A 23,592-nucleotide genomic window follows, 5' to 3' on the forward strand; every position below is an offset into this window, starting at 1 on the left:
GGCCGGGGGAAGATCATCGACGCGAACCTGGAGTACCAGGTGCTGGGGGCCTTCGCGACCGCGGACTATGATCATCCGAACCTCCCGCACACGAAGCGGCTCGGGGCCTTCATGATCCTGGCGGCCAGCGGGGACTTCACGCTCGATATCGGCTACTCGAGCCATGGCTGCAACTACTCGTTCGGGCCCACGAAGTATTCGATGGGGCCCACGGGCGGGGCGATGTTGATGAACCCGTTCAATGAATTGAAGTCACCGGATCCCGACACCCAGGAGTGGCTGTCACACCCATCGCGCGCGTACAGATCGGCGCTCGGCGACGGACGCATCGTGAGCGTCGCCGTCAGTGGCAAGGACTGCCAGGGACCGGAGCTGGATTCCCCCGGGAACATCCTCTTCACGGACTCGGGTGAACCCAACGCCACACCTCAGCTCGTGAAGCCGAATGGCGAGCTGTCCGGGACGCTCTCCATGTTGGACACCGTCTTCAGTTGGACGCTGCAGCCGCAGATCGAACCCTGAGCCGAAAGGTCGCCGCAGGAGCCCCGCGCTCCTGCGGCCTGGCCGTCCTCTCAGGGCTCGGGGACGAAGCGGTAGAGGGCGCTCTCGATGTCGGACGTCAGGTAGACGGTGCCCGAGCGCCCCACGGCGACGCCCGTGGGCAGGTAGCCCGGCGGGAAGGGAGCGCTCTCGGGCAGACCGATGCGCAGCTTGCTCGCGATCACCGTCGACCGGCCCGTGGCGGGATCGATGCGCACCAACTGCTTGCGGCCCACCTCGGCGACGAAGAGCCCACCGTCCGGATGTCGGGCGATGCCCTCGGGGCCCTTGAGGCCCCTGGCCACCGTGCGTTTGGCGCCATCCGACAGCCGCACCCGGGTCACCTTCCCCGAGCGAACCTCGGTGACGTACACGCCGGGCTCCTTGGCGTCTGTATCGGCCGCGAGCCCCACCGGGCCCTCCAGCCCCTCGGCGAGCACCGTGGTGACCGCGGGCTCGGCCGTGTCCACTCGCACGAGCCGGCCCGTGGCGCCCTCGGCGAGGATGAGCGTGCCGTCCGCGAGCTCCACCACCCCCTGGACGCCGTGGGTGTTGGGCAGGGTCCGCAGGAGCTTTCCCGTGGCCCGCTCCAGCACCTGCACGCTGCTGTGGCCGCCCAGATAGGACGTGCTGCGCACCACGTGCCAGGCGCTCACGCTCACGTTCATGGGGAAGTTCGTCGGGGAGGAGAGCACCCGGTCCGTCTGGTGGATCTTCCCATTCAGGCCGCCCACCTGACGCAGGGCATACACATCCGCCACGTAGACCCGCTCGTCCGGATCATCCGGCGCCACGGCGATGCCCGACGGCACGCTCAAGCGCGCCTCGACCAGCACCCGCACCGAGCCATCCGCAGGGTTGATCACGCGGATGTCGTTGTCGACCATGTTGGACACATACACCTGGTCGTCGGGACCCACGGCCAGGTTGTCGAGTCCGGTGGGCAGCGTCGTGACGACCTCCTTGTCGCCCGAGGGCAGCCGCACCCGCACCAGCTCGCCCCGCGCCGCGTCGACCACGTAGAGGTTCTCGCGCCGCGCGTCGAAGTTGACGGCCGTCGGCATCGCGAACCCCTGGGCCACGGGCTCGATGCCGCCCGTGTCCACGTCGATGCGGGCGATCTGCCCCTTGAGCAGGAGGGGGCCGTAGAGCTTGTCGTCCGGGCCGAACTCGAAGCCGTTGAGGAAGCCGGGCCCTTCGATGACCTTGCGTGGCGGCTTCCTGCCGTTCGGGTCCACTTCCCACAGCACATCCGCCGCGCCGAGCTGGGTGGCGTAGAGCCGGCCATCGCCGCGGAAGGCCAGCGAGTTGAGGCCCGGCAGCCCCCGCGCGATGACGCGCGTCTTGCCATCCGGCGTGCGCCGCATCAGCTGGCCGGTGAAGTAGCCGGTCCAGTAGACCGAGCCGTCGGGTCCCAGGGTGACGTCATCCGCGCCGCCCAGCGGAGGCCCCACCAGGGTGCTCACCGCGCCCGTCTTCAGGTCGACGGAGTGCACCGTCTGGCCCAACAGGTTGCTGGCCAGCAGGTGGCCCTTGCCGTCGACGACGAGCCCGTGGACGCCCTGGAAGGGGGAGCCGGCCACCACCACCTCCTGGCGCCAGGCCTTGGGCGGAGCGGCCAGCACCGCGGCCCCGGCCAACACCAGACTGGCGGCCAGGGACCTGGAGAGGAATCGGAACATGGGAGCGCTCATGACGGGACCTCCGCCCCGCCGCGCGTGAGCTCCAGGCCCACGAGCTCCTCGCCCTTGCGCCACTCGCGCAGCACGTCGATGAACGCGAGCGTGTCACCGCCGAAGGTGGCGAACTTCATCATCTCCGGGCCCGCCTTCATTCCCTCGTTGTTGTAGTAGCCCGGCGTGCAGTCGGCCCCGCCAAAGGTGGCGCTTGTCTTGAGCCGGCCGAGGATGACGTCCCACCACTGCTGTTGCGCCTGCTCCGAGGGCTCGGACACCTCGACGCCCTGTCGCAGGCACCGCGCGATGATGTGGGCGGCGTGCTGTGATTGCTCGTCGAGGATGTGCACGAAGTTGATCGCCCAGCCGCTCTGGGTCGTGGTGAACAGCATCAGGTTGGGGTAGCCACGGCTGTGCATGCCGTGCAGCGTGGCCGGGCCCTGGGCCCAGGCATCACGCAGCGATCGGCCGCCCCTCCCGCGGATGTCGAAGCCCAGCTTCTGGGTGAACTCTCCCGCCACCTCGAAGCCCGAGGCGTAGATGAGACAGTCGACCGGGTATTCCCTTCCGTTGACCACCACGCCGGTGGGCGTGATGCGCTCCACGCCCTTTCCCTCGGTGTCGACGAGCTGGACGTTGGGCCGGTTGAACGTCGGCAGGTATTCGTCGTGAAAGCAGGGCCGCTTGCACATCTGGTTGTAATAGGGCTTGAGCGCCTCGGCCGTCGCGGGATCCTTCACGATGGCGCCCACGCGCGCGCGGATCTCCTCCATCTTGCGGAAGTCAGACACCTGCGCCAGTTCGGCGGCTTCCTCCGCCGAACGGGCCTGGGTGAGATCCAATCCCTGGAAGATGTAGGTCCAGCCGTCGTTCACCATGTCGACGGGCTGCTGGCGGCCGGAGACGATCGCGGAGAAGTTGCGGATGCGCTCCTGCTGCCAGCCCGGCTGGAGCGACTTCGCCCAGGCTTCGTCCGTCGGCTGGTTGGCTCGCACGCCGACCCCCGAGGGGGTGCGCTGAAAGACATACAGATGCCGGGCCGTGGCGCCCAGGTGCGGAATGGCCTGCACCGACGTCGCGCCCGTGCCGATGATGCCCACGCGCTTGTCGCCCAGCTTCGTCATGGGGCGCGTCGGGCTGCCCCCCGTGTATGCGTAGTCCCAGCGGCTCGTGTGGAAGCAGTGGCCCTGGAAGGTCTCGATGCCCGGGATGCCCGGCAGCTTCGCCTTGTGGAGGATGCCGCCCGCGATGATCACGAAGCGTGCCGCGATGAGGTCACCCCGGTCCGTCGTGATGTTCCAGCGACGGGTGCCCTCGTCCCAGTCCATCGTCCGCACCAGCGTCTGGAACAAGGCGGCCTTGTAGAGGTCGAAGTGCCGTCCGATGCGCTGGCAGTGGGCGAAGATCTCCGGCGCCTTGGCGTACTTCTCCCTGGGCATGTAGCCCGTCTCCTCAAGCAGCGGCAGGTAGATGTACGACTCCACGTCGCAGGCCGCGCCCGGGTAGCGGTTCCAGTACCAGGTGCCGCCGAAGTCGCTGCCCTTCTCGATGATGCGGAAGGACTCCACCCCCGCCTGACGCAGGCGAGCGCCGGCCAGCATGCCGCCAAAGCCACCGCCGACGATCAGCACGTCCGCCCGCTCGGTCAGCGCCGGGCGGGTGAAGCCGGGCTCGACGTAGGGGTCCTTGTCGAAGTCCGCGAAGACGCCCTGGAGCGGAAGGTACTGGGCAGCGCCATCCGCGCGCAGCCGCTTTTCCCGCTCCTGCCGGTACTTCTCCTTCAACGCTTCCGGAGAGAAAGACAGCTCGCCCTTCGTCGTCGCAGTCATCCGCGCACTTCCCCTCGGCTGGGCGGCCGCGTACGATGTACACGGCCGTGTACATCCCTGGATATACCTGAATTCCTGACATAGGTAAACAACCGTGTACATCCCGCCTCCGCCCGACCCCAGGTCCTCGACGCGTCAACGTGACGCCGAGCGCACGCGCGCCACCCTCATTGACGCCGCCCGGACGCTGTTCTCCACGCGTGGCTTCGCCAGCACGGGGGTGCGCGACATCGCGGACCTGGCGGGGGTGAACTCCTCGCTCGTGGGCCGCTACTTCGGTTCGAAGCAGGGGCTGTACCGGGCGACGCTGGAGCAGGTGCTCGACATCACCCCCTTGTTGCAGGTGGAGCGTCGGCGCTTCGGTGAGGAGGTGGTGTCGCTCTTCTTCGGCGCGGAGGACGCTCCGGGGCCCCTGGCGATGTTGATCCTCTCGGCGACGGATCCCGAGGCCTACGCGACGACGGTCGAGCTGCTGCGGGAGAAGGCGCTGGAGCCGCTGGCGCGCTGGCTCGGCCCACCGGATGGCGAGGGGCGCGCGGCCCGGCTCAACATCCTCTGGAGCGGCTTTCTCATCAGCTGCCGGTTGATGCCCGGCCATCACCTGTCCGCGTCGGGCAACACCTCCACCCGCCGCTGGCTGGAGCAGGCCATCCAGGCGGTCGTCGACGAAGGCGGGACCTGAAGTGCGGGCCGAAGAGGAAGCGCTTGATGACAACCCAACCCGACTGGGACGCGATACGGGACCTATCGCAGCGTGTGCTCCGCGAAGGAGCCCCCCTTGTCCTTACAGAGGACACGCGTGCGCTTCTGCACCGCACGGCGGATGAGGTTGCCATCCCTGACGCAACATCCGCACTCCAGTCAGATGACGGAGCACTTGCGCTCCTCCGCGAGTGCTCCCACCGCATCTCGGAAGGCTCCAACCGACTCATGGACGCGCTGGACCGGATGTACAGGCACCAGGACGCGGGCAACTACGAGGACGCTCGCAAGGAAATGCGCGACGTGCTGTCCGTCGAAGTCGTCCCCTACTACCGCGAGGCAGCGCAGGGGCAGCTTGACGATATGGCCGACACCCCGTGACGACCGGGGCGCGAGGCACCCTCGTGCAACGATGACCTACAGCCTCCGCTGAATGAGGGCAGGTTCCCGCAGGAGCCCCGCGCTCCTGCGGTTGACCACCCTGCTCCGGGGATCCACCGCCACCCGCCGGACGGTCCACGGCGGGAGCGGCACGGTGGTCTGCACCGTCGCGGACACGGGCTCCAGTCCGTAGGAGACGGTGACACGCTGACGCTGCTCCGGGGCCTCCCCCTGGAGCTCCAGTTCCACCACGCAGGGATACACGGTGCCCGTTGTCGTCTTCTGCGTCACGGTCAATGACAGCGCATCCTCCTCACGCCACTCCACCTGGAAGAAGGGCCAATCCGGCTCCCCTTCCCCATCCACCCAGGTCTCGAAGTAGCGCTGGAGACTGACGCCAGACGCACCTTCGAGCGCGGCGCGAAGGTCCTCGATGCTCCGCGCACCCGGCTCGGCCAGGAACGCCTGGAGCGCGGCGAGCACGGGGGCCCGGCCCAGCAGTGACTCCAGTTGCAAGAGGAGGATCATCGGCCCCGAGCCGTAGATGTCATTGACGAAGGAGATGAAGGGCGGCGCCGGTTCGTCCGCAGGACGCAGGTAATAGGACGTCGTGCGGGCCAGCCGGTCCCAGTACGCGAGCGTGGATGCCGCCTCGCCGTCCCGGTGTTCGTCCTCATAGACATACGTGAGGTATTCAGCCACCGACTCCTTCCACGGATAGTCCTGGGCGCTGGCCAGGGTGGTCCGGTTGCCGGCCCACTGGTGCACCACCTCGTGCATCCACGTGTGCAGCGTCATGTTGGCGTAGTCCTTCGGCAACAGCGGCAGGTTGTCGCGCAGGAGGATGTTGGCCGGATGCTCCATGCCCAGCCACTCCGTGGGCGCTGACGCCACGCGCAGCTCGCGGCCATACGGAAGCGGACCGAAACGCGCGATCATCCACCTCAAGAAATCCTCCATCACCGCCGCGTCCAGTGCCGGCCCCAGCAGGCCACCCGGAGCCTCATAGAGCTCCACCAAGGCCACGTCCGAGTCCACCAGCCGCGTGCGCTTCCACGCCGGGAGGGAGGCCACCATGAAGGAGGAGTACGTGGGCGCCGGCGTCTCCAGCAGCTCGCAACGTGTATGGGTTTCATCCCGCCGCGACAGGCGTCCGGGGCACAGCACCACCTCCCCCGACGCATGCTTCACGTCGAACGTAAAGCGCGCGAGCCGCGCGGGCGCGTCATCACATGGGCCAAAGAGGTCGCAGGACTCCAACCACCCCAGCAGGTACGAGAAGTCTCCGCCGACGACCGGACGGCGGGAGAACCCCACCTGCGTCGACAGGTGCGTGGCTTCCGGGACGACATACTGGCTGTCGAGGAAGAGCGGCCCTCCTTCGTACCACCCGCAGAGCTCCAGCCTCCCTTCCGCCGTGCGCATGCGCGTGGGAGCCCCGCCCTGCCATCGCACGCCCGTCACCCCCTCCGGGGCCGGGATGGACAGACACCCTTCGCCCTCATCTTGCTCCTTCACGTCCAGCCACAGCCGGGAGCGGGCCTCCCGCGTCGTGAGGTCGAAGGTGTAGTCGTAGCGCTCCACCGCGTAGGTCAAAGCCCTCGGAGGAGCATCCGGAGGAGGAGGGGGTGTGGCAGGCGGCTCCGGCGCTTCGCACCCCAGGCCCAGGACGACGACGACGACCAGGAGCGGCGGGACGCGGCACAGTAAGGACAGGGGTTCGGGCACACAACGGATACGGACCCTGCCCCCCGCGCCGGTCACCGCCATGAAAAAAGGGGCGGCCGTCGTCCGGCCGCCCCTCCCCTTCACCTCAAACCCTCACCCGCCTACTTCGTGAAGGTGACGGGGCCGGAGGACAGCGTGGTGTTGTTCGCGCCGTCCACCGCGCGCACGCGCCACGTGTGCGTGCCCGTGGACAGCCCGTTCACCGTCGTCTGCTCGGTGCCCACGCCGTACACCTCGAACTCCCACAGCGAGTAGCCGTAGGCCGTCGCACGCTGCACACCGCGCATGCGCACGTAGCGGCCCACGCCGGTGAGGCCCGTCCAGTCGTCGATGCCACCGTCGCCGGTGTCCACCGTCTTCAGCGCCACCCAGTTGGTCGCGCCGTCCAGCGACGTCTCCAGGACGTAGCGCCGGCCGTACGCGGCCTCCCAGTTCAGCAGGATGCGCTTGAGGGAGTAGATGGCGCCCAGGTCCACCGTGATGGAGTCGGTGTCACCCGTCGTCGCCGTGCCGACGCTCGACCAGCGCGTCGTCAAGCTGCCGTCCACCGCGTCGTTCGGGCTGCCGAACTCGGACGAGGTGGCCGCCACGTTCTTGCCCCGCGCCAGGTTCGTCCCGGCCGGGGTCGCCGCGCTCCGGAGGATGGTCGGGGTGCGGTCCGCGTTGTCCACGATGAGCACGTACTCCGACACGCCCGCGCCCACGTCCGTGGTCTGCTCCCAGATGAAGCGCGTGGACGTGCCCGGCACCGCCTGGCCCGCCGACGGCGACAGCGCCGCGAAGGCCGCCGGAGGCGTCGTGTCGTTCAGCGTGAAGGTGAACGTGGGCGACTGCGTCACCCCGTTCGCCCAGTTGAACGCCTTGACGAACCAGGTGTGCGTCCCGTTCGCCAGCTTCAGGCTCTCCAGCGGAGCGGACGGCGTCTTGGTGATCGCCACCGGCGCGGGGTTGCCGTCGATGAAGACCTCGTAGCGCTGGATGCCCGTCTGCGGATCGCTGCTGGCGTTCCAGGTGAACGCCGGCCGCGTGCCGGTGATGACCAGGTTGTTCGCCGGCGTCAGCAGGCTGAACGCCACCGGCGCCGTCGCATCCGTCAGGCCAAAGCCCTGGATGCCCGCGCCGTACTGGAACAGCGGGTTGCCGTAGATGGGCTCGATGTGCTGGCCCAAGGCGATCTTGGAGCGGATCGTCGCCCGCTCCGCGTCCGTCGCGCCCAGGTCGTAGGGCAGATCCCAGCGCTCCAACTGGCCGCTCTCCACGTCCGTGCCCACCTGGCTCATGGCGCGAGGCAGCTGCCACGGCGTCTTGCCGCGCGGCAGCACGTCACCGAACAGCACGTCCGCCACCGCGAAGCCACCCATGTCACCGGGGCGGTAGGCGATGAGGAACGCGTTGGAGATGGGCATTACGTTCGTCAGGACATACGGCCGCGGCATGATCATCACCGTGGTCGTGGGGATGCCCCGCGACTTGAAGCTGTTGATGACGCCGAACTGGTCGCCCCACTTCGCGTCGTGGGCCGGGCCAATCGGGTCGCCGGGCAGGTACGGCTTCTCCTTGTCCCACTCCGTGCCGTGCGTGAAGTAGCTCTCGCCCACCACCACGATGGCCGCGTCCGGCGTCACGCCCGCGGGGGCGTTGTCCTTGTAGACCGTGAGGCCCGCCGCTTCCGCGCGCGCCTTCACCGCCGCGTAGATGGTCGGGTCGCCGAACTCATAGCCGTGGAAGTCCGAACGCCACGTCACCATGCAGGACATGTCGTCCGCGCGGGGACCCGCGATGACGATCTTCCCGCCCGCAGGCAGCCGGATGGGCAGCGCGCCGTCGTTCTTGAGCAGCGTCATCGCCCCTTGCGAAGCGCGGCGCACGGCGGCCTTGCTGGTCGCCGTGTGCCACTCGGAGGTCCCCGCAGGGCCGTTCTTGTACGGGTCCTCGAAGATGCCCAGACGGAACTTCAGGTCGAGGATGCGCCGCACCGAATCGTTGATGCGGGAGAGCGGAACCTCGTTCTCGAAGTTGGCCATGGCGGACGGCGTCGCGCCGCCCATGACGTCCGAACCCGCCGTGGCGGAGCGCACCCACGCGCCGGAAGGCAGCCAGTCCGAGCAGATGACGCCGTCGTAGTTCAGCTTCGTGCGCAGGTAGTTGAGGATGCCCGGGTTGTCACCCGCGCCGTACCCCTCCGGCCCCAGCAGCCAGCTGCCGGCGTAGCCCGGCATGATGCCGCTGGTGCCCGCCTCGATGGCCGCGTGCCACGGACGCATGTGGTAGTGGATGGTGGTGCCATCGTAGGTGATGCCCGCCTCACCGCCGGCGCCCTGCCCCGGCCAGTGCTTCGTCGTCACCCAGATGGAGTTCGGATTCACTTCCGGGCCGCCCTGGAGACCGGCGATCAACGCGCGGGTGATGCCCGACGCCAGCTCCGCGTCCTCGCCGTTGCCCTCCTGCGTGCGCGGATAGAGGACCTTGGTGTTCACCTCCGCCAGCGGCGACAGCGTGCCGCGGCTGCCAATGGCAATCTGCTCCTTGCGCTGGATGTCACCCATCTCATAGACGGTGTCCAGGTCGCGCGAAGCGGCGAGCGCCGGCTGCGTGGGCCAGCTCGTCTTGTAGCCGTGAATGGAGTCACCCGCGTCGATGTGCGGGATGCCCAGCCGCGTGGCCGCGGACGCCTTCTGGAACATCGGGATGTCCGTGGGAGACAGCGGCCCCATCTGGAAGCCCGCCAGCGGGTACTCCTTGGCGTCGTAGAACATCTGCATGGCCTTCTCATGCAGCGTCATGCGGCCCAGCAGGTCGTTCACGCGCACGGAGATGGGGTTGCGCCAATCCTCGTACGGCTCGATGACGCCGTTCTTGTTCAGGTCGCGCGCGCCATTGATGAGGTTGACGCCGTCCGCCTGCGTCTCCACCGTTGGCAGGTACACGCTGAAGTTGCCGATGTCCGAGCGCGGCGTGCTGCCCGACAACGTCGCCACCACGTACCACTTGTACGTCCAGCGATCCGGCAGGTCCTCCGTGAAGGTGAAGGACGTGCCCGTCTGCGACGCCACCTGCGTGTAGCGATCCAACAGGCTGCCCGGCGCCATCCAGTCGTAGTCGTTGCGCGACAGGTTGACGTAGAGCTTGTAGTTCGTCGCGCCCGTGACGGGGGCCCACGTCAGCGTGGGACGGCGCGTCGTGGTCACCATCGTGTTGTTCGTCGGCGTCACCAGCCGGAACGAACCCGTCACCGGCAGCGGCGCGGGCGCCACGTACGGGTCCGGGATGATGGTCGGGTCGCGGGGATCCGTGGGGCCGTTGCCCGTGGAGTAGATCTCCACGTTCCAGTCCGCGCCCTGCACCGCCAGCGCGCTGACGGACTGCCCGCGCTGCTGGTTGCCATTGTAGTCCACCACCGCCAGCCGGATGTCCGTGTTGGGCTGGGTGGGAGAGAACTGGTTCTTCGACAGCGTCACCGTCGTGTTGGGCGGGAACGTGAGCTGGTAGGTGAACGGCCCGGGCGGGTTGCGCACGGACGGCGTGGTGTTGCCCTCCTCCGGCACCGGCGTGACGCTGATGGGCGCGGGCGACACGTTGATCTTCGCGTACGCCAGCTCCGGGAAGTTCAGCTTGAGGGTCTGGTTGGTGGTCTGCGTCGGCGGAGGGTTGGTGCCGCCGGACTGATACACCTCGAAGGCCCACAGCGAATAGCCATACCCGGTGCCACGCTCCGTTCCGCGCATGCGGATGTAGCGGTAGGTGCCGGAGACGGGGATCTCCCGCCGGCCCGCCACACCGTTGGTCACCGTGTTGAGGGTGACCCACGTGGTGTCGTTGTTGGAGCCGTCAATCGTGTACGTCTTGCCGTAGGCGCCTTCCCAGTCCAGCACCACCTTGCCCACCACCTGGGAGGACCCCAGGTCCACGCGGATCCACTGGGGATCCACGGCGGGGACGGAGGCCCAGCGCGTCGTGCCCAGCCCGTCGAAGGCGAAGCCCGGCAGCAGGTACTCGGAGTCACCCTCCACGCTGGACGCCGTGGCCGGCTTGTTCCTCGCCAGGTCCGTGGTGACGGGCGGAGGCGTGGTGCCCCCCGTCTCGTAGATGGCGAACTCCCAGAGGGAATACCCGAACGCGCCCGAGCGGGCGACGCCCTGCATGCGGACGTAGCGGCCGGTGGTCCCCGCCGGCAGGGACAGGTCATCCACCGCGCCGTCGCCGTTGGTCACGGTGAGCGCGTCGGTGAAGGTCGTGCCGTTGGCGGACACCTGGATCTTGTAGCCGGTGGCGTAGCCGGCCTCCCAGGTCAGCACCACGCGCGAGATCGTGCGCGTCTGCCCCAGGTCCACGGTGATCCATTCATTGTTCGTGAAGGCACTACCCCAGCGAGTGCCGCCATTGCCGTCCACCGCGTACTCCCCCAGGAAGTTGCCTTCCGCGGAGGACGTCGTCGTGGGGCGGTTCAGGGCGACGTTCGTCTGGGCCTGGGCCGGTGAAGCGGCCAGCACGGACACCAGCAGCGCGACCGCCGCGAAGGCCCGCTTCAGCCAGACACCGGGGGGTGCTTCGAGCAGAACTGGCTTTGCGCCCGTTCTTGACAACTCCGCTGAATATTCACACATTGGGGGACGACTCCTTGAGTAGGAACACCGTGAGGCATGCGTCTGGACGCACGACCAGGACGCGCGTCAAACGCAGGGGGACTGCCTGGCTGGAGGAGCTGCTTCCCTGCCCTGACGGCGCTGGACGCGGGGGCGCCGGCGACGTCACGACAAGGCTCGGGCGTTCCGGCTGTCATCCTCGACAGCCGGCCCACCCTCCTGGCACTGCGTCCTGCCTAGTTCGCGGTGAAGTACAAGTTGTCGAGCAGGAGAGACTGACCGGCGGCGCCACCTTCAGCGGCGAAGGTGAACGGTGACGACACGGCATTGAGCTTCAGGCCCGCCGCGGTGAAGTCCGCGATGGGGATGGCCAGGTGATGCCACGCACCGTCATTCACGTAGCCGTACTTCGAAGCGGCGAGCGGATAGCCCTTCTCTTCCGTCTTCACGCCGCTGGACATGCCGACCTTCACGTTCGCGAAGGCGACGTCCGCGGACTTCATGCTGACGTGGAGCGTCTTCCACGTGTCCAGGTTGCGCACGCTGGTCCAGTGCACGCCGAAACCCATCCACGGCTTGCCGTTCTGGACGATCTTCGTGGCGAACTTGCCCTCCACGCGGTCCGCCACGGGGTCGAAGATGTCCTCCACATAGACGGTGTTGTCGTAGAGGTAGAAGTTGGTGTCCACGTTGTCGAGCACCACCTCCTCGGAGTGGCCCGTCTCGTAGAAGATGCCCACCATCAGGCGGCGCTGGCCGTCCTCGAAGGGGAACGGCCCGGGCAGCACATCCGCGGCGGGCTCTGAACCGCCGTCGGTGTTGTTCCCGATGGGCCCCTGGTCCGAGTAGTCCGCCGGGCCCGGATCCGGGCGGCAGGCGGACAGCATCAACAGCAATCCCCACAACGGCTTCTTCATGGCTTCACCGCCCGGTCCGCACCACTGGAGGTCTTCACCATCACCCAGCCGCCCGTCACCGTGCCGCCCAGCTCCACGACGCCCTTGTACGCGGGCGTCACCAGGTCATAGGCGATGGTGCCGGACGCGTCGTACGTCACCGCGTCCGGGAAGTTGTCGAGCACGGACTGGAAGGCCTTCACCGCCATCTCCCGCGTCTGCGGAAGGCTGGCCTGATCCGCCAGGCCCCGCTGGTAGATGGCCGCCAGCTGCACGCCCACGTAGTACTGCGCCTCGCCGTACGGCCCCTGCGCCAGGATGGTGGCCCAGGAGTAGAAGCCTGCCACGGGGCTCGCCCCGGACTGGATGTCCCACTTCGTCTCGGTGCCCACGCCCGACAGCCGGAAGGGGTTGTACGGGTCGTCCAGCACGGACGTGTTCGGGTAGACGCCCATCAGGGGGTCGGTGACCACGAAGGTCAGGTCCTCCAGCGAGCGGCCGTAGACGATGGTCGGGTCGTCGTAGCAGCCGGACAGCGACGCCACGGCGGCCACCAGCAGAGCAGTCCTCATGATGCGTCGTCCCTCAGAGAGAAAGGATGGCATACGCGCCCACCTCGTATTCGCGGCCCTTCAGGCCCTCGGCGATGCCCCGGTCGTTGAGGCCTTCCGAGTACTCATCCAGCATGCGGACCAGGCCGCGCAGACCGAAGCGCGTGGACACCGCGCCCAGCACCGGCTTCTTCAACCCGTAGGACAGGTCCCCGCCCAGCTGCACCGGGTAGGTGAGGTTGAAGACGCGGTGGTAGTCGTACGGACCCCAGTCGTTGAAGTGGAACTGGGCCGCGAGCAGCAGCGTGTCGTAGAGCACGGAGCCGTCCAGGCCGAAGCGGTGGATCTGCCGGTCGTCCTCGCCGGAGGACTGGTTGCTGCCCACGAACGCCGTGCCGAACAGGCGCAGGCGCTGCGTGGGATTGCCCACCAGACGCAGCGTCGTCTCCCACTCGTCGCGGGCGACGGGCGAGCGGCCGAAGGCGATGGTGCTGCCATCCGCGAGGATGGCGATGCCGGCGTCACGCGACGTGGGCTGGTGGCGGTAGACGATGTCCAGGCCCGCCGCGAACGGCGCGTCCTCGCGCAGATCCCGGTCCCACGCCCAGAACCAGGTGCCGGGCGTCGGGTCGAAGGTGATGAGCAGCTCCGCGCCCAGCGTCTCGCGGTTGTCCAACACGGTGAAGGCATCCACCAGCACGTTGCGCGGACGCACGCCCGCGAAGTACTGGCCCGTGGCGGGGTCGAACGCGTCCTCGATGGTCGGGTTCGGCCCGACGAGGGGCTTCTGGTAGAGCAGGTTCGGGGAGACTTGGATCGTGCCGAACTGCAGCGCGGCGCCCAGCTGGCCGGCGTAGTGGTTGCCTCGGCCGCTCTCGCGCAGGCTCCAGCCGGTGATGATGTTGGCCTGCTCCGGCCCGCTGTCCGCGACGAGGCCGCGGATGGAGGACTGGAGGAGCCAGCGCACCATGCCCATGTCGTAGGTGAGCCGCGCCTTCGCGCCCAGGGTGTCCAGGAACTGCACCTGGTCCTGGAGCACGTCATAGCCGCTGTTGAGGTAGCTGGGCGCGTCCGCGGCCGCCTGCCGCGTATAGGTAAACGTCTCCCCGATGCGCTGGGGCGCGGACATCAGGCCGCCCACGTCCAGGACCATCTTGCCGGTGGCGTACTGGAAGTTCAGCGCCGTCCTGCGCGCGATGCGCTCACGCACCACGGAGGCGGTGTTGGACGAGGCGCCCTGCGCCAGGTCCTCCTGGTGCACCAGGGTGATGTTCACCGGGCCCACGTTGTTGCGGTACTTGGCCACCGCGGACGGGTTGGCGCCCCAGTACAGCTCCGGGCCCACCGCCACCTTCAGGCCCTCCAGGTTGCGCTTGCCCGTGAACACGACGCCGAAGGGCGCGTTGCCGTGGTAGATGTCCAGGTTCGGCCCGTAGTTCGCTTCACGGTAGAGGCCGAAGAAGTCGCCCTCCTCGCCCCAGTGGTAGTGGCCGGTGCGGTAGTAGCCGTCGAGCGCGAAGTCCGTCCGGTCCAACTTGAACTCCGCCTGGTAGAGCGCGAAGCGATCCAGCGGGTTGTTGGACGTCGGCGGTGAGCCGGGGCTCGTGGGGATGCCCGCGCCCGCGCCCGGCGCGGCGGGCGTGCCGCGGTTCTCGTAGAACAGGTTGTTGAGCCGGTTCTGCGCCACGTTGCCCACGACGTTGAAGGACGCGCGGCCGTAGACGCCGCTGGCCGGCTGCAACGCCAGGTCGAAGAAGATGGATTCGGTGTGGTCCGCGGAGCTCTGGTTGGGCCGCACCGTCGCGATGCTGCCGCGCGACAGGGAGCTATCCAGGAGCAGCCGCAGGTTGGACACCCGCACCGCGCTCAGCTCTTCCGTGCGCGCCAGCGCCACCGACGACGTGTAGCTGCTGGTGAGCGCGGAGGGACGGATGCCCGCGAAGAACTGGCGGATGGTGTCCGGGTTCGTGGTGGGCGCGTACGGATCCAACCGGAAGGCGGCCTGGAGCACGTAGTAGGCGGTGCGCGGCTGGATGCCGCTGATGCCATTGGCGTCCGGCGGGCCCAGGGCCGCGATGCCGAACCACTCCTCGTTCATGTTGTTCTGGCCGGGGACGAAGTCGGACGTGTAGCCCCCGTTGGGCCAGGACGCGGTGGTGTCGTGGATGGAGAGGTTGGCCTCCTGGCCCATCTTCCACCAGCCATCCACCCACTGGAACACGAAGCCGCCCACGGCCGTTCCAGACAGGCCCTGGCCGTAGCTCTCCAGGTAGATCTGCTCCCACTGCGTGCGCAGGTATTCCGCCTGCGCGACGTGGTCCTCGCGGCCCGCGCGGGCGTCGTACGCGTCCGCGCCGAACTCGGAGAAGAACACCGGCTTGTTGAGCTTCTGCTTCACCTCCGCGAACAGGTCTCGCGCGGTGGCACCCCGGTAGACGTTCGTGCCCAGCACGTCCAGGTCCTGGCAGTGCTTGGCGATGAGGTCGATGTACTGCAGGTCGCCGTTGGCGATGGACACGGGGTGGTTCGTGTCCCGCTTCTTCACGGTGCGCGTCGCTTCACCGTAGAGCGTGTACAGCGACTCCGCTCGGGCGGCGTCCTCGTGGCCGGGCAGCGCTTCGATTTCAAACGACGTCCAGTGCAGGCCGTAGTTGTTCTCGTTGCCCAACAGCCACATCAGGACGCCGGGCACGTCGCGGTAGACTTCGACCTTCTCCGCCAGCGCGTCGAGGATGGCCTTGCGGTGCGCGGGGTTCGAGTAGTCGATGTTGGGGACCATCACTCCGTTGACGGCGTGGCCGTAGCGGCCCATCAGCGGGTTGAGCATCGTGTAGATGCCGTAGTTCCGGTAGATGTACTCCACCCAGAGGGGCGGGATGTCGTCGAACTGGCGGATGGCGTTGATGCCCGCGTCGCGCAGCAGGCCCATCTCCTTGGCCAGCACCTGCTTGATGAAGTCCTCCGGCTGCGTCCAGAGCGAGTACCGGTAGTTCTCACCGATGGGCGTGTAGCCCCAGTTGATGCCGTGGATGGCGAAGTCCCGGCCGTCCACCTGGAGCTTGAAGCCGCGCTCGTCGTGGATCACGCGCGTCACCGTCGTCCGCACGGCGGCGCCGTGCACGGTGGTTTCGGGCGGGGGCGCGGGCGCGGCCACCGGGGCCGGTGCGGCCTCGGCGGGGACGACCGGAGCGGCCGGCGCCGTGGCGTCCACGGGGCCCGCGGTGGGCGGCTGGCTGGCGGCCGGCGCCTGGGCGGGAGCCCCTGCCCCGGGCTGCTGCGCCACGGCCTGCGCGCCACACAGCGCCAGACACGTCGTCAGAAAGAGCTTTTTCAAGCGGCCTGCTCCACGTCCAGGCCGTTCTGGGCCACGACGTCGCGGTAGAGGTGGGCACTGTCCTTCGGGGTGCGCTGCTGGGTGGCGTAGTCCACGTAGACCAGGCCGAAGCGCTTCTCGTAGCCATATGCCCACTCGAAGTTGTCCAGGAGCGACCAGGCGAAGTAGCCCGCCAGGTTCACGCCCTGCCCGATGGCGTCCGCGCACGCTTCCAGGTGCGTGCGCAGGTAGTCCACGCGCTGCGTGTCGTGCACGCGTCCATCCGCGCTCAGGCCCGTGGAGTACGCACAGCCGTTCTCCGTGATGTAGATGGGGCCCGGCTTGTATTCAGACTCCAGGTGGACGAGCAGCTTCGTGAGGCCCTTCGGGTAGACCTCCCAGTCCATGTCCGTCTTCGCCGGGTTCACGAACACCGTGCGGGGCGCGTTCTTCTCCTCCGGGATGCGGTTGCTGCGCAGCACCGCGCGCGAGTAGTAGTTCACGCCCAGGAAGTCGGTGGGCTCCGCGATCGTCTTGAGGTCGCCCTCCTGGATGAAGTCCAGCTTCCCGTTCGGGATGCGACCCGCCTTCACGTGGTCCTCCACGACGTCCATGGGGTAGCCACGGCCGTAGAGGGGCTCCAGGAACCAGCGGTTGAAGCCGCCGTCGAAGTCGCGGCAGGCGTCCGCGTCCTCGGGGCTGGGCGACGCGGGCTCGCCGGGCGTGAGGTTGAGGGTGATGCCCACCTCCGCGTTCTTCACGTTGGAGCGGATGACCTGCACGGACTTGCCGTGGGACACGAGCAGCTGGTGCGACGTGGCCAGGGCCTTGGACCAGTCCTTGTGGCCCGGCGCGTGCTCGCCGTTGCCGTAGCCCAGCACGCTGATGCACCAGGGCTCGTTGTGGGTGATCCACCGCTTCACGCGATCCCCCAGCGCGCGGCTCATCACGTCCGCGTACTCCACGAAGGCGTCGCCGGTGGAGCGCATGGGCCAGCCGCCCTGGTCCTCCAGCACCTGCGGCAGGTCCCAGTGGTAGAGCGTGACGAACGGTTCGATGCCCGCGCCCAGCAGCGAGTCCACCAGCTTGGAATAGAAGTCCACGCCGGCGGTATTCACCTGGCCCCGGCCCGCGGGGAGGATGCGCGGCCACGCGATGGAGAAGCGGTAGGACTTCAGCCCCATCCAGCGCATCAGTTCGATGTCCTCCGGCCAGCGGCGGTAGTGCTCACAGGCCACCGAGCCGTCGGACTTGTCGTTGATCTTCCCGGGCGTGGCGGCGAAGCGGTCCCAGATGGACTCGCCACGACCGTCGACCGTGGTGGCACCTTCAATCTGATACGCGGAGGTGGCCACACCCCAGAGGAAGTCAGGAGGAAACTGACGCATCGGCGGTAACTCCTTTCGAAGCTTCAAGGTGGCAGCGAACGAGGTGGTTCGCGGCCGGCAGGACGTCGGGGGGAGGAAGGGTGGAGCAGCGCGGCTCCGACACAGGACAACGGGGGGCGAAGGGGCAACCCACGAGCGGAGGCAGGCCCGTGGAGGGGCGCACCGGCAGCGCGGCCTGGAGGAAGTCCACGCCATCCGGCACGGCCGACAGCAACAGCTTCGTGTACGGGTGGCGCGGCTGGCCCAGCACCTGTTCGGCGCGGCCCGCCTCCACCACCGTGCCCGCGTAGAGCACGAGGATGCGGTCGGCCAGGTGCCGCGCGCTCGCCAGGTCGTGGGTGATGAACAGGATGCCGATGCCGCGCTCCTGCGTGAGGCCGCGCAACAGTTGCAGCACGCCCTTGCGCGTGGACACATCCAGCATCGACGTGGGCTCGTCCGCGATGATGACCTGCGGCTCCACCGCCAGGGCGCGCGCCACCGCCACGCGTTGGCGCTGGCCGCCGGACAGCTCATGCGGGAAGCGCTTCGCGAAGTGCTCCGCGGGCGTCAGGCCCACCGACTCCAAGAGCGACAGCACCTTGGTGCGCAGCCCGGACTTGGGCACCCGGCCATGGCGCACGAGCGGCCGCTCCAGGTGGTACGCCACCGTGTGCACGGGGTTGAGCGAGGCGAACGGATCCTGGAACACCATCTGCACGCGCCCGCGGTAGTCGAGCGACGCCTGCGCGCTGCCGTCCGCGAGCACGTCGCGCCCCGCGAGCCGCAGCTGTCCCGCGTCCGGCATGTCCAGCCGCGCCAGCAGCCGGGCCAGGGTGCTCTTGCCGCTGCCGGACTCGCCCACCAGCGCGACGATCTCCCCCGGCTGGAGGGAGAAGGACACACCCTTGAGGATGGGCCGGCGCTCGCGGGAGAAGAAGCCGCCCACGGAGAAGCTGCGGGTGAGCCCTTCCGCCTCCAGCAGGGGCGCGCTCATCGGTGACCTCCGGGGATGGCGGCGACGCGCGTGGACGGCCGGGACACCGACAGCTCCGGTGCCGCCGGCGCGTGCGACGTGACGGACACGTCGCCCGCGATGAGGTGCGGGAACGACGACAGCAAGAGCTGCGTGTACGGGTGGCGCGCCCCGGTGCGCAGCCCCTCGGAGGTGTTCACCTCCACCAGCTTGCCGCCCTGGAGGACGCCCACGCGGTCCGCCAGCGCGAGCAGCAGCGGCAGGTCGTGCGTGATGAAGAGGATGGCGAAGCCCAGGCGCTGCTTCAGCTCCACCATGCGCTGGAGCAGCTCCTTCTGCACCACGACGTCCAGCGCCGTGGTGGGCTCGTCCATGATGACCAGCCGGGGCTCCAGGGCCAGCGCCAGCGCGATGCCCACCCGCTGCCGCATGCCTCCGGAGAGCTGGTGGGGATACGCCGTGACGAGGTCCGGCGACAGGCCCACCATGCCCAGCAGCTCCCGCGCGCGGGCGTAGGACGTGGCGCGGGACACGCGGCCGTGCGCCGCCAGCGTGTCGTGGAACTGCTCGCCCAGCGTGAGCACCGGGTTGAGCGCGCTCATCGCGCTCTGGAACACCATGGACACCTGACGCCAGCGGAAGGCGCGCAACCCGGCGCCCTCCAGCGCGGTGACGTCCATGCCGTTGAAGAGGATGCGCCCCTGCGTGACGCGCGCGGAGGACGGCAGGAGGCCCAGGAGCGCGGAGCCGATGGTGGACTTGCCGCTGCCGGACTCGCCCGCGAGGCCGAAGACTTCACCCGGCGCCAGGTCGAAGGACACGGTGTCCACCACACGGGAGGCACCCTTCTCCGTCGCGTAGTCGATGCACAGGTCCTGCACGCTCAGGAGCACGCCCGGCGCGGGCCGGTCCACGTGCACGGGCGCCACGGTCCCCCTAGGCAGCGGCGCGGGCTTGTGCACGCGCAGCGCGGGGTTGGTCAGCTCATCGATGGCGGAGCTCACCAGCGTGAGCGCGAAGCCCACCAGCGCGATGCACATACCGGTGGGGACGAAGATCCACCACGAGCGCGTGAGCAGCGCCGCGTCGTTGCCGGCCCAGTACAGGTTCGTGCCCCACGTCACCGCGCTGACGTCGCCCAGGCCCAGGAACTCCAGGCCCACCTGCGCGCCCACGGCATAGAGCGTGTTTCCAATGAAGGACGAGCCCAGGAGCGACGCCATGTTGGGCAGCAGCTCCCGCGACACGATGCGCGCGTGGCTCTCCCCCGTCACCACCGCCGCGGACACGAAGTCGCGTCCGCGCAGGGCCAGCGACTCCGCGCGGAACACGCGCGCGTTCCAGGCCCAGCCCGCCACCGTCAGCACCGCCACCATGCGCATGGGGCCGGACGGCAGGTAGGCGCCCAGTACGATGGCCAGCGGCATGCCGGGGATCACCAGGAACACGTTGGTGGTGAGCGACAGCACGTCGTCCACGCGGCGGCCCAGGTAGCCCGCCGTCACGCCCACGAGCGCGCCCACCAGCGTGACGAGCGCGCCCACCGCGAAGCCCACCGCCAGCGTCTCGCGCGCGCCCACCACCGTCTGCGCGAGCACGTCCTGGCCCTGGCCCGTGGTGCCGAACCAGTGCGCCGAGGACGGCGGCTGGTGCGGACGGCCGACGAGGTCCGTCGGATCCATCACGAACCAGGGGCCCACCAGGGCGAGCAGGAGGAAGAACAAGAGCAGGCTGCCGCCTACCGCCGCCTTCCGGTGGCGGAGGAGCCTTCGCAGGGAGTCACGCATTCGAGCGGGTCCTCGGGTCCAGCCAGAGGCAGATGAGATCCACTGCGAAGTTCGCCGCGAGCACCGCGAGGGTGATGACCAGGAACAGCCCCTGCATCAGCGGGTAGTCCTGATTGCGCACGGCGAGGATGAGCAGGTAGCCCGTGCCCGGATAGGAGAAGACGATCTCCGTGAGCAGCGAACCGGAGAGCACGAAGCCCACCGCCATGCCGAAGCTGGTGACGTTGGGCAACAGCGCGTTGCGCGCCGCGTACCGCAGCATCACCTGCCGGGGCGGCAGGCCGCGCGCGTGCGCCAGCCGGATGGAGTCCGTGCCCAGCGTGGCCACCATCGTGTTGCGCATGCCGAGCATCCACCCGCCCAGCGTCGCCACGACGATGGACGTCGCGGGCAGCACCGCGTGCCGGGCCACGTCCGCGGCGAACGCGAACGTCATCCCCGGCTCCATGTCGTGCCCGTACGCGTGGCGCAGCGGGAACCACCCCAGCACGAAGCCGAAGAGGTACAGCGCCAGCATCGCCAGCCAGAAGTACGGAAAGGCGCCCAGGAACGCGAGCGCGGGCGCGAGGCCGGAGTCCAGCCACCCTCCCCGGTTCCATGCGGCCAGCACGCCCAGGAAGGAGCCCAGCGCGAAGCTGATGAGGACCGCCACACCCGCCAGCGCCACCGTCCACATCAGGCCGGTGCCAATCACCTCCGTCACCTGCGACGGGAAGTACGCGTACGACATGCCCAGGTCGCCCTGCACCAGGTGCTTCAGGTAGGTGAAGTACTGGGCGTACAGCGGCGCGTCCGTGAAGCCGAAGGCGGCCTTCAGCGCGCCCATCGCCTCCGGGGCCACCTTGCCCTCGAAGCGCGCGAACATGGCCGCGGCCGGGTCGCCGGGCGCGAGGCGCGGAATCACGAAGTTGAGCGTGAGCGAGGCCCACGCGGCGATGAGGTAGAAGCCCATGCGCCGGAGGATGTAGCGACCCATGCTCAGCGCTCCCTCGGGGTGAGCTCCGTCAGCACCAGGAGGCTGTCGGGCTCCGCGTGCGGCGCCAGCCGTGCGTAGGGGTTCTGTTCGGTGGGAAAGCCGGTGAAGCGCAGCGAGTTGGACTCGCCCCACGATGGGTTGGGGAACAGCGGGATGGCCGGCGCCAGCGCGGAGAAGCGCTTCTGCACCGCGGACATCAGCGCGTGCTGCTCCTCCGGCGTACCGGCGCGCTCGAAGCGGATGAGCAGCTCATCCGCCTCCGCGTCTCCCAGGCGGTGCCAGTTGGCCGCCGCCACCTCGCCCACCGGACGCACCGTGCGCGGGGACAGCAGCCACTTGTAGAAGTTGTACGGCGTGGGCCCGTCCAGCGACCAGGAGATGGCCAGCTGGAACTCGCCCTTCTGCAGGCGCGTGAACCAGGTGCCGAACTCGTACGTCTTGAGCTGCACGGAGATGCCCAGCTTGCGCAGGTCCCGGTTCACCACCTGCCCGGCCCGCACCCAGTCCGACCACCCGCTCACGACCTCCAAATCCACCGCGAAGGGCTTGCCGTCCGGCAGGCGCCGGATGCCGTCCTCGCCGCGCGCCAGCCCCGCTTCGTCCAGGAGCTTGTTCGCCTGCGTCAGGTCGTAGTGCGTCCAGGAATCCTTCGCGACCTCCGGGTCCTTCCAGCCGGTGTACGCGTCGTTGAGGGCGGTGGCGTCCGCGGGGCGGGTGTAGCCGTACATGGCCACCTCCACCAACCGGTCGCGGTCCAACGCCATGCTCAGCGCCTTGCGCACGCGCACGTCGTCCAGCGGGGGGCGCGTGGTGTTCGGGTACAGGAAGACGGTGCTGCCGTAGAGCGGGAACCAGCGGTTGTGGTGCGCGGGGTCGCGGGAGACGAAGGTGCGGTCCACCGCCGGAACGAAGTTGCCCGCCCAGTCCACCTCCCCTTCCACGAGCGCCATGTTGGCCTGGTCGTTGGTGGGGAACGCCAGGAAGCGCAGCGCGGACACGGCGGGCTTGCCGGGCATCCAGTAGTGCGGGTTGCGGCCCAGCTCGTAGACCTGGTTGCGGAACAGCGTCACCTGGGTGAAGGGCCCCGTGGCCACCGGCTCCGGGTTGGTGAACGTCACCGGATCCGCGACGTGCTCCCAGATGTGGCGGGGCACGATGATCTGGTGCGCGAGGTCCGCGAAGCCCGGCAGGTACACGCGGGAGAAGGTGAAGGCCACGGTGCGCGGCCCTTCCACCTTCACGTCGGTGATGAAGCGCCACACGCCACCGGCATCCAGCGCCGGGTGCTTCTTCAGGAGGCCGAAGGTGAAGGCGACGTCCTCGGCGGTGAAGGGCTTGCCGTCGGACCAGAGGACGTTCTCGCGCAGCGTGAAGCGCAGCGTCTTCTGGTCCTCCGTCCACGCATGCTGGGTGGCAAGCCACGGCACCCACTTGCCCTGCGCGGAGCTGAAGATCTGCATGCACTCGTAGACGCCGGCCCGGGTGGGCCAGCGCGCACCGGCGCCCGCGAACAACGGGTTGAAGTTGCGCACCCACGCGCTCTGCTGCTCCACGGAGACGAAGAGCACGCCGGGCGGACGCGGGCGGTGCTCCGAGGAGCACGCCAGCAGCAGCACCAGCGGCAGGAACACGCGGGCGAACTTCACGGCGTCGGCCTCGCGTAGACGCGCACGTAGTCCACCTTCATCGTCTGCGGGAACACCGTGGAGGAGTCCGGAGGCCCCACGAACGAGCCGCCCACCGCGACGTTGAGGATGATGAAGAACGGATGGTCGTAGACCCACTTCCGGCCGCTGGGCAGGCTGTCCGGCGTGGCTTCGAAGTAGACGGTCTCGTCCAGCATGAAGCGCACGCGCTCCGGTTCGATCTCCACCGCGTACACGTGGAAGTCCGTCTGGAGCTTGCCGCCGCCGACGGCGTGCTCGCGGCCGATGTTCTGCCCGCCGGAGTAGCCCGGTCCGTGCAGCGAGCTGCGGACGATGGAGGGGATCTGCCCCCGGTGCTCCATGATGTCGATCTCACCGCACTCGGGCCAGCCGACCTGGTCCACGTCCGCGCCCAGCATCCAGAACGCGGGCCAGATGCCCCGGCCCGCGGGCAGCATGATGCGGGCCTCGATGCGGCCGTAGGTGTGCGTGAAGCGGCCCTTCGTGGAGAGGCGCGCGGAGGTGTAGTCGTTGCCCTGGTAGCGCTCGCGCCGAGCGGTGATGGCCAGGTTGCCCTCGCCGTCCAGCGACGCGTTCTGCGCGCGGTTGGTGTTGTATTCGAACTGTCCGTTGCCCCACCC

The 23,592-nt window shown here is 68.8% G+C and carries 16 protein-coding genes; 3 read left to right on the top strand and 13 right to left on the bottom strand.

Annotated elements, in window-relative coordinates; genetic code table 11:
• Nucleotides 1–522: hypothetical protein (locus D7X74_RS43070; RefSeq protein ID WP_158622272.1), on the top strand; the 522-nt coding region annotated here is incomplete at its 5' end.
• A gap of 50 nt (nucleotides 523–572) precedes the next feature.
• Here the strand turns inward: D7X74_RS43070 and D7X74_RS22020 are convergent.
• Both D7X74_RS22020 and D7X74_RS22025 read right to left on the bottom strand, forming a co-directional pair.
• A complete protein-coding gene (locus tag D7X74_RS22020) occupies nucleotides 573–2,234 on the bottom strand; it encodes an SMP-30/gluconolactonase/LRE family protein (RefSeq protein WP_199741873.1) in 1,662 nt (553 codons plus the stop codon).
• Nucleotides 2,231–4,045: an NAD(P)/FAD-dependent oxidoreductase gene (locus D7X74_RS22025; RefSeq protein ID WP_199741874.1), complete on the bottom strand. Its 1,815-nt coding sequence runs from the start codon at nucleotides 4,043–4,045 to the stop codon at nucleotides 2,231–2,233. Before D7X74_RS22025 ends, D7X74_RS22020 begins: the two co-directional genes overlap by 4 nt.
• A gap of 94 nt (nucleotides 4,046–4,139) precedes the next feature.
• Between D7X74_RS22025 and D7X74_RS22030 the strand changes: the two genes are divergently transcribed.
• Both D7X74_RS22030 and D7X74_RS22035 read left to right on the top strand, forming a co-directional pair.
• The gene (locus tag D7X74_RS22030; protein ID WP_233595486.1) at nucleotides 4,140–4,727 is read left to right on the top strand and encodes a TetR/AcrR family transcriptional regulator; all 588 of its coding nucleotides are present in this window, start codon (nucleotides 4,140–4,142) and stop codon (nucleotides 4,725–4,727) included.
• A gap of 26 nt (nucleotides 4,728–4,753) precedes the next feature.
• On the top strand, nucleotides 4,754–5,128 hold the full coding sequence (locus D7X74_RS22035; RefSeq protein ID WP_120534964.1) for a DUSAM domain-containing protein: 375 nt from the start codon (nucleotides 4,754–4,756) through the stop codon (nucleotides 5,126–5,128).
• 36 nt (nucleotides 5,129–5,164) lie between these two features.
• On the opposite strand, the gene D7X74_RS22040 is transcribed toward D7X74_RS22035, so the two are convergent.
• From D7X74_RS22040 to D7X74_RS22090, 11 genes are all read right to left on the bottom strand, one after another.
• Nucleotides 5,165–6,856 carry a M1 family aminopeptidase gene (locus D7X74_RS22040; protein ID WP_158622273.1) on the bottom strand — a complete coding sequence of 564 codons (1,692 nt, stop codon included), beginning with the start codon at nucleotides 6,854–6,856 and terminating at the stop codon, nucleotides 5,165–5,167.
• Between the two features lie 101 nt (nucleotides 6,857–6,957).
• Complete coding sequence (locus D7X74_RS22045) at nucleotides 6,958–11,460, bottom strand: discoidin domain-containing protein (protein WP_120534966.1); 4,503 nt, start codon at nucleotides 11,458–11,460, stop codon at nucleotides 6,958–6,960.
• Between the two features lie 215 nt (nucleotides 11,461–11,675).
• Nucleotides 11,676–12,356 (bottom strand): hypothetical protein, encoded by a 681-nt coding sequence (locus tag D7X74_RS22050; RefSeq protein WP_120534967.1) that lies wholly within the window; start codon nucleotides 12,354–12,356, stop codon nucleotides 11,676–11,678.
• Nucleotides 12,353–12,907: a hypothetical protein gene (locus D7X74_RS22055; RefSeq protein WP_199732739.1), complete on the bottom strand. Its 555-nt coding sequence runs from the start codon at nucleotides 12,905–12,907 to the stop codon at nucleotides 12,353–12,355. The genes D7X74_RS22050 and D7X74_RS22055 overlap by 4 nt, the downstream gene beginning before the upstream one ends.
• A 13-nt stretch (nucleotides 12,908–12,920) precedes the next feature.
• A complete protein-coding gene (locus D7X74_RS22060) occupies nucleotides 12,921–16,220 on the bottom strand; it encodes a glycoside hydrolase family 2 TIM barrel-domain containing protein (protein WP_120534969.1) in 3,300 nt (1,099 codons plus the stop codon).
• Nucleotides 16,217–17,587, bottom strand: coding sequence for a GH1 family beta-glucosidase (locus D7X74_RS22065; protein WP_120534970.1), 1,371 nt, complete (start codon nucleotides 17,585–17,587; stop codon nucleotides 16,217–16,219). The genes D7X74_RS22060 and D7X74_RS22065 overlap by 4 nt, the downstream gene beginning before the upstream one ends.
• Nucleotides 17,568–18,563: an ABC transporter ATP-binding protein gene (locus D7X74_RS22070; protein ID WP_120534971.1), complete on the bottom strand. Its 996-nt coding sequence runs from the start codon at nucleotides 18,561–18,563 to the stop codon at nucleotides 17,568–17,570. Before D7X74_RS22070 ends, D7X74_RS22065 begins: the two co-directional genes overlap by 20 nt.
• Nucleotides 18,560–20,329: a dipeptide/oligopeptide/nickel ABC transporter permease/ATP-binding protein gene (locus tag D7X74_RS22075; protein WP_120534972.1), complete on the bottom strand. Its 1,770-nt coding sequence runs from the start codon at nucleotides 20,327–20,329 to the stop codon at nucleotides 18,560–18,562. Before D7X74_RS22075 ends, D7X74_RS22070 begins: the two co-directional genes overlap by 4 nt.
• Nucleotides 20,322–21,305, bottom strand: coding sequence for an ABC transporter permease (locus D7X74_RS22080; RefSeq protein ID WP_120534973.1), 984 nt, complete (start codon nucleotides 21,303–21,305; stop codon nucleotides 20,322–20,324). The genes D7X74_RS22075 and D7X74_RS22080 overlap by 8 nt, the downstream gene beginning before the upstream one ends.
• Nucleotides 21,306–21,307: 2 nt before the next feature.
• Nucleotides 21,308–22,951: an ABC transporter substrate-binding protein gene (locus tag D7X74_RS22085; protein ID WP_120534974.1), complete on the bottom strand. Its 1,644-nt coding sequence runs from the start codon at nucleotides 22,949–22,951 to the stop codon at nucleotides 21,308–21,310.
• The coding region (locus D7X74_RS22090) for a glycoside hydrolase family 16 protein (protein WP_147446645.1) at nucleotides 22,948–23,592 on the bottom strand (645 nt) is incomplete at its 5' end. The genes D7X74_RS22090 and D7X74_RS22085, both read right to left, overlap by 4 nt.

This window comes from Corallococcus sp. CA047B (genome assembly GCF_003612065.1).
Classification (GTDB): domain Bacteria; phylum Myxococcota; class Myxococcia; order Myxococcales; family Myxococcaceae; genus Corallococcus; species Corallococcus praedator.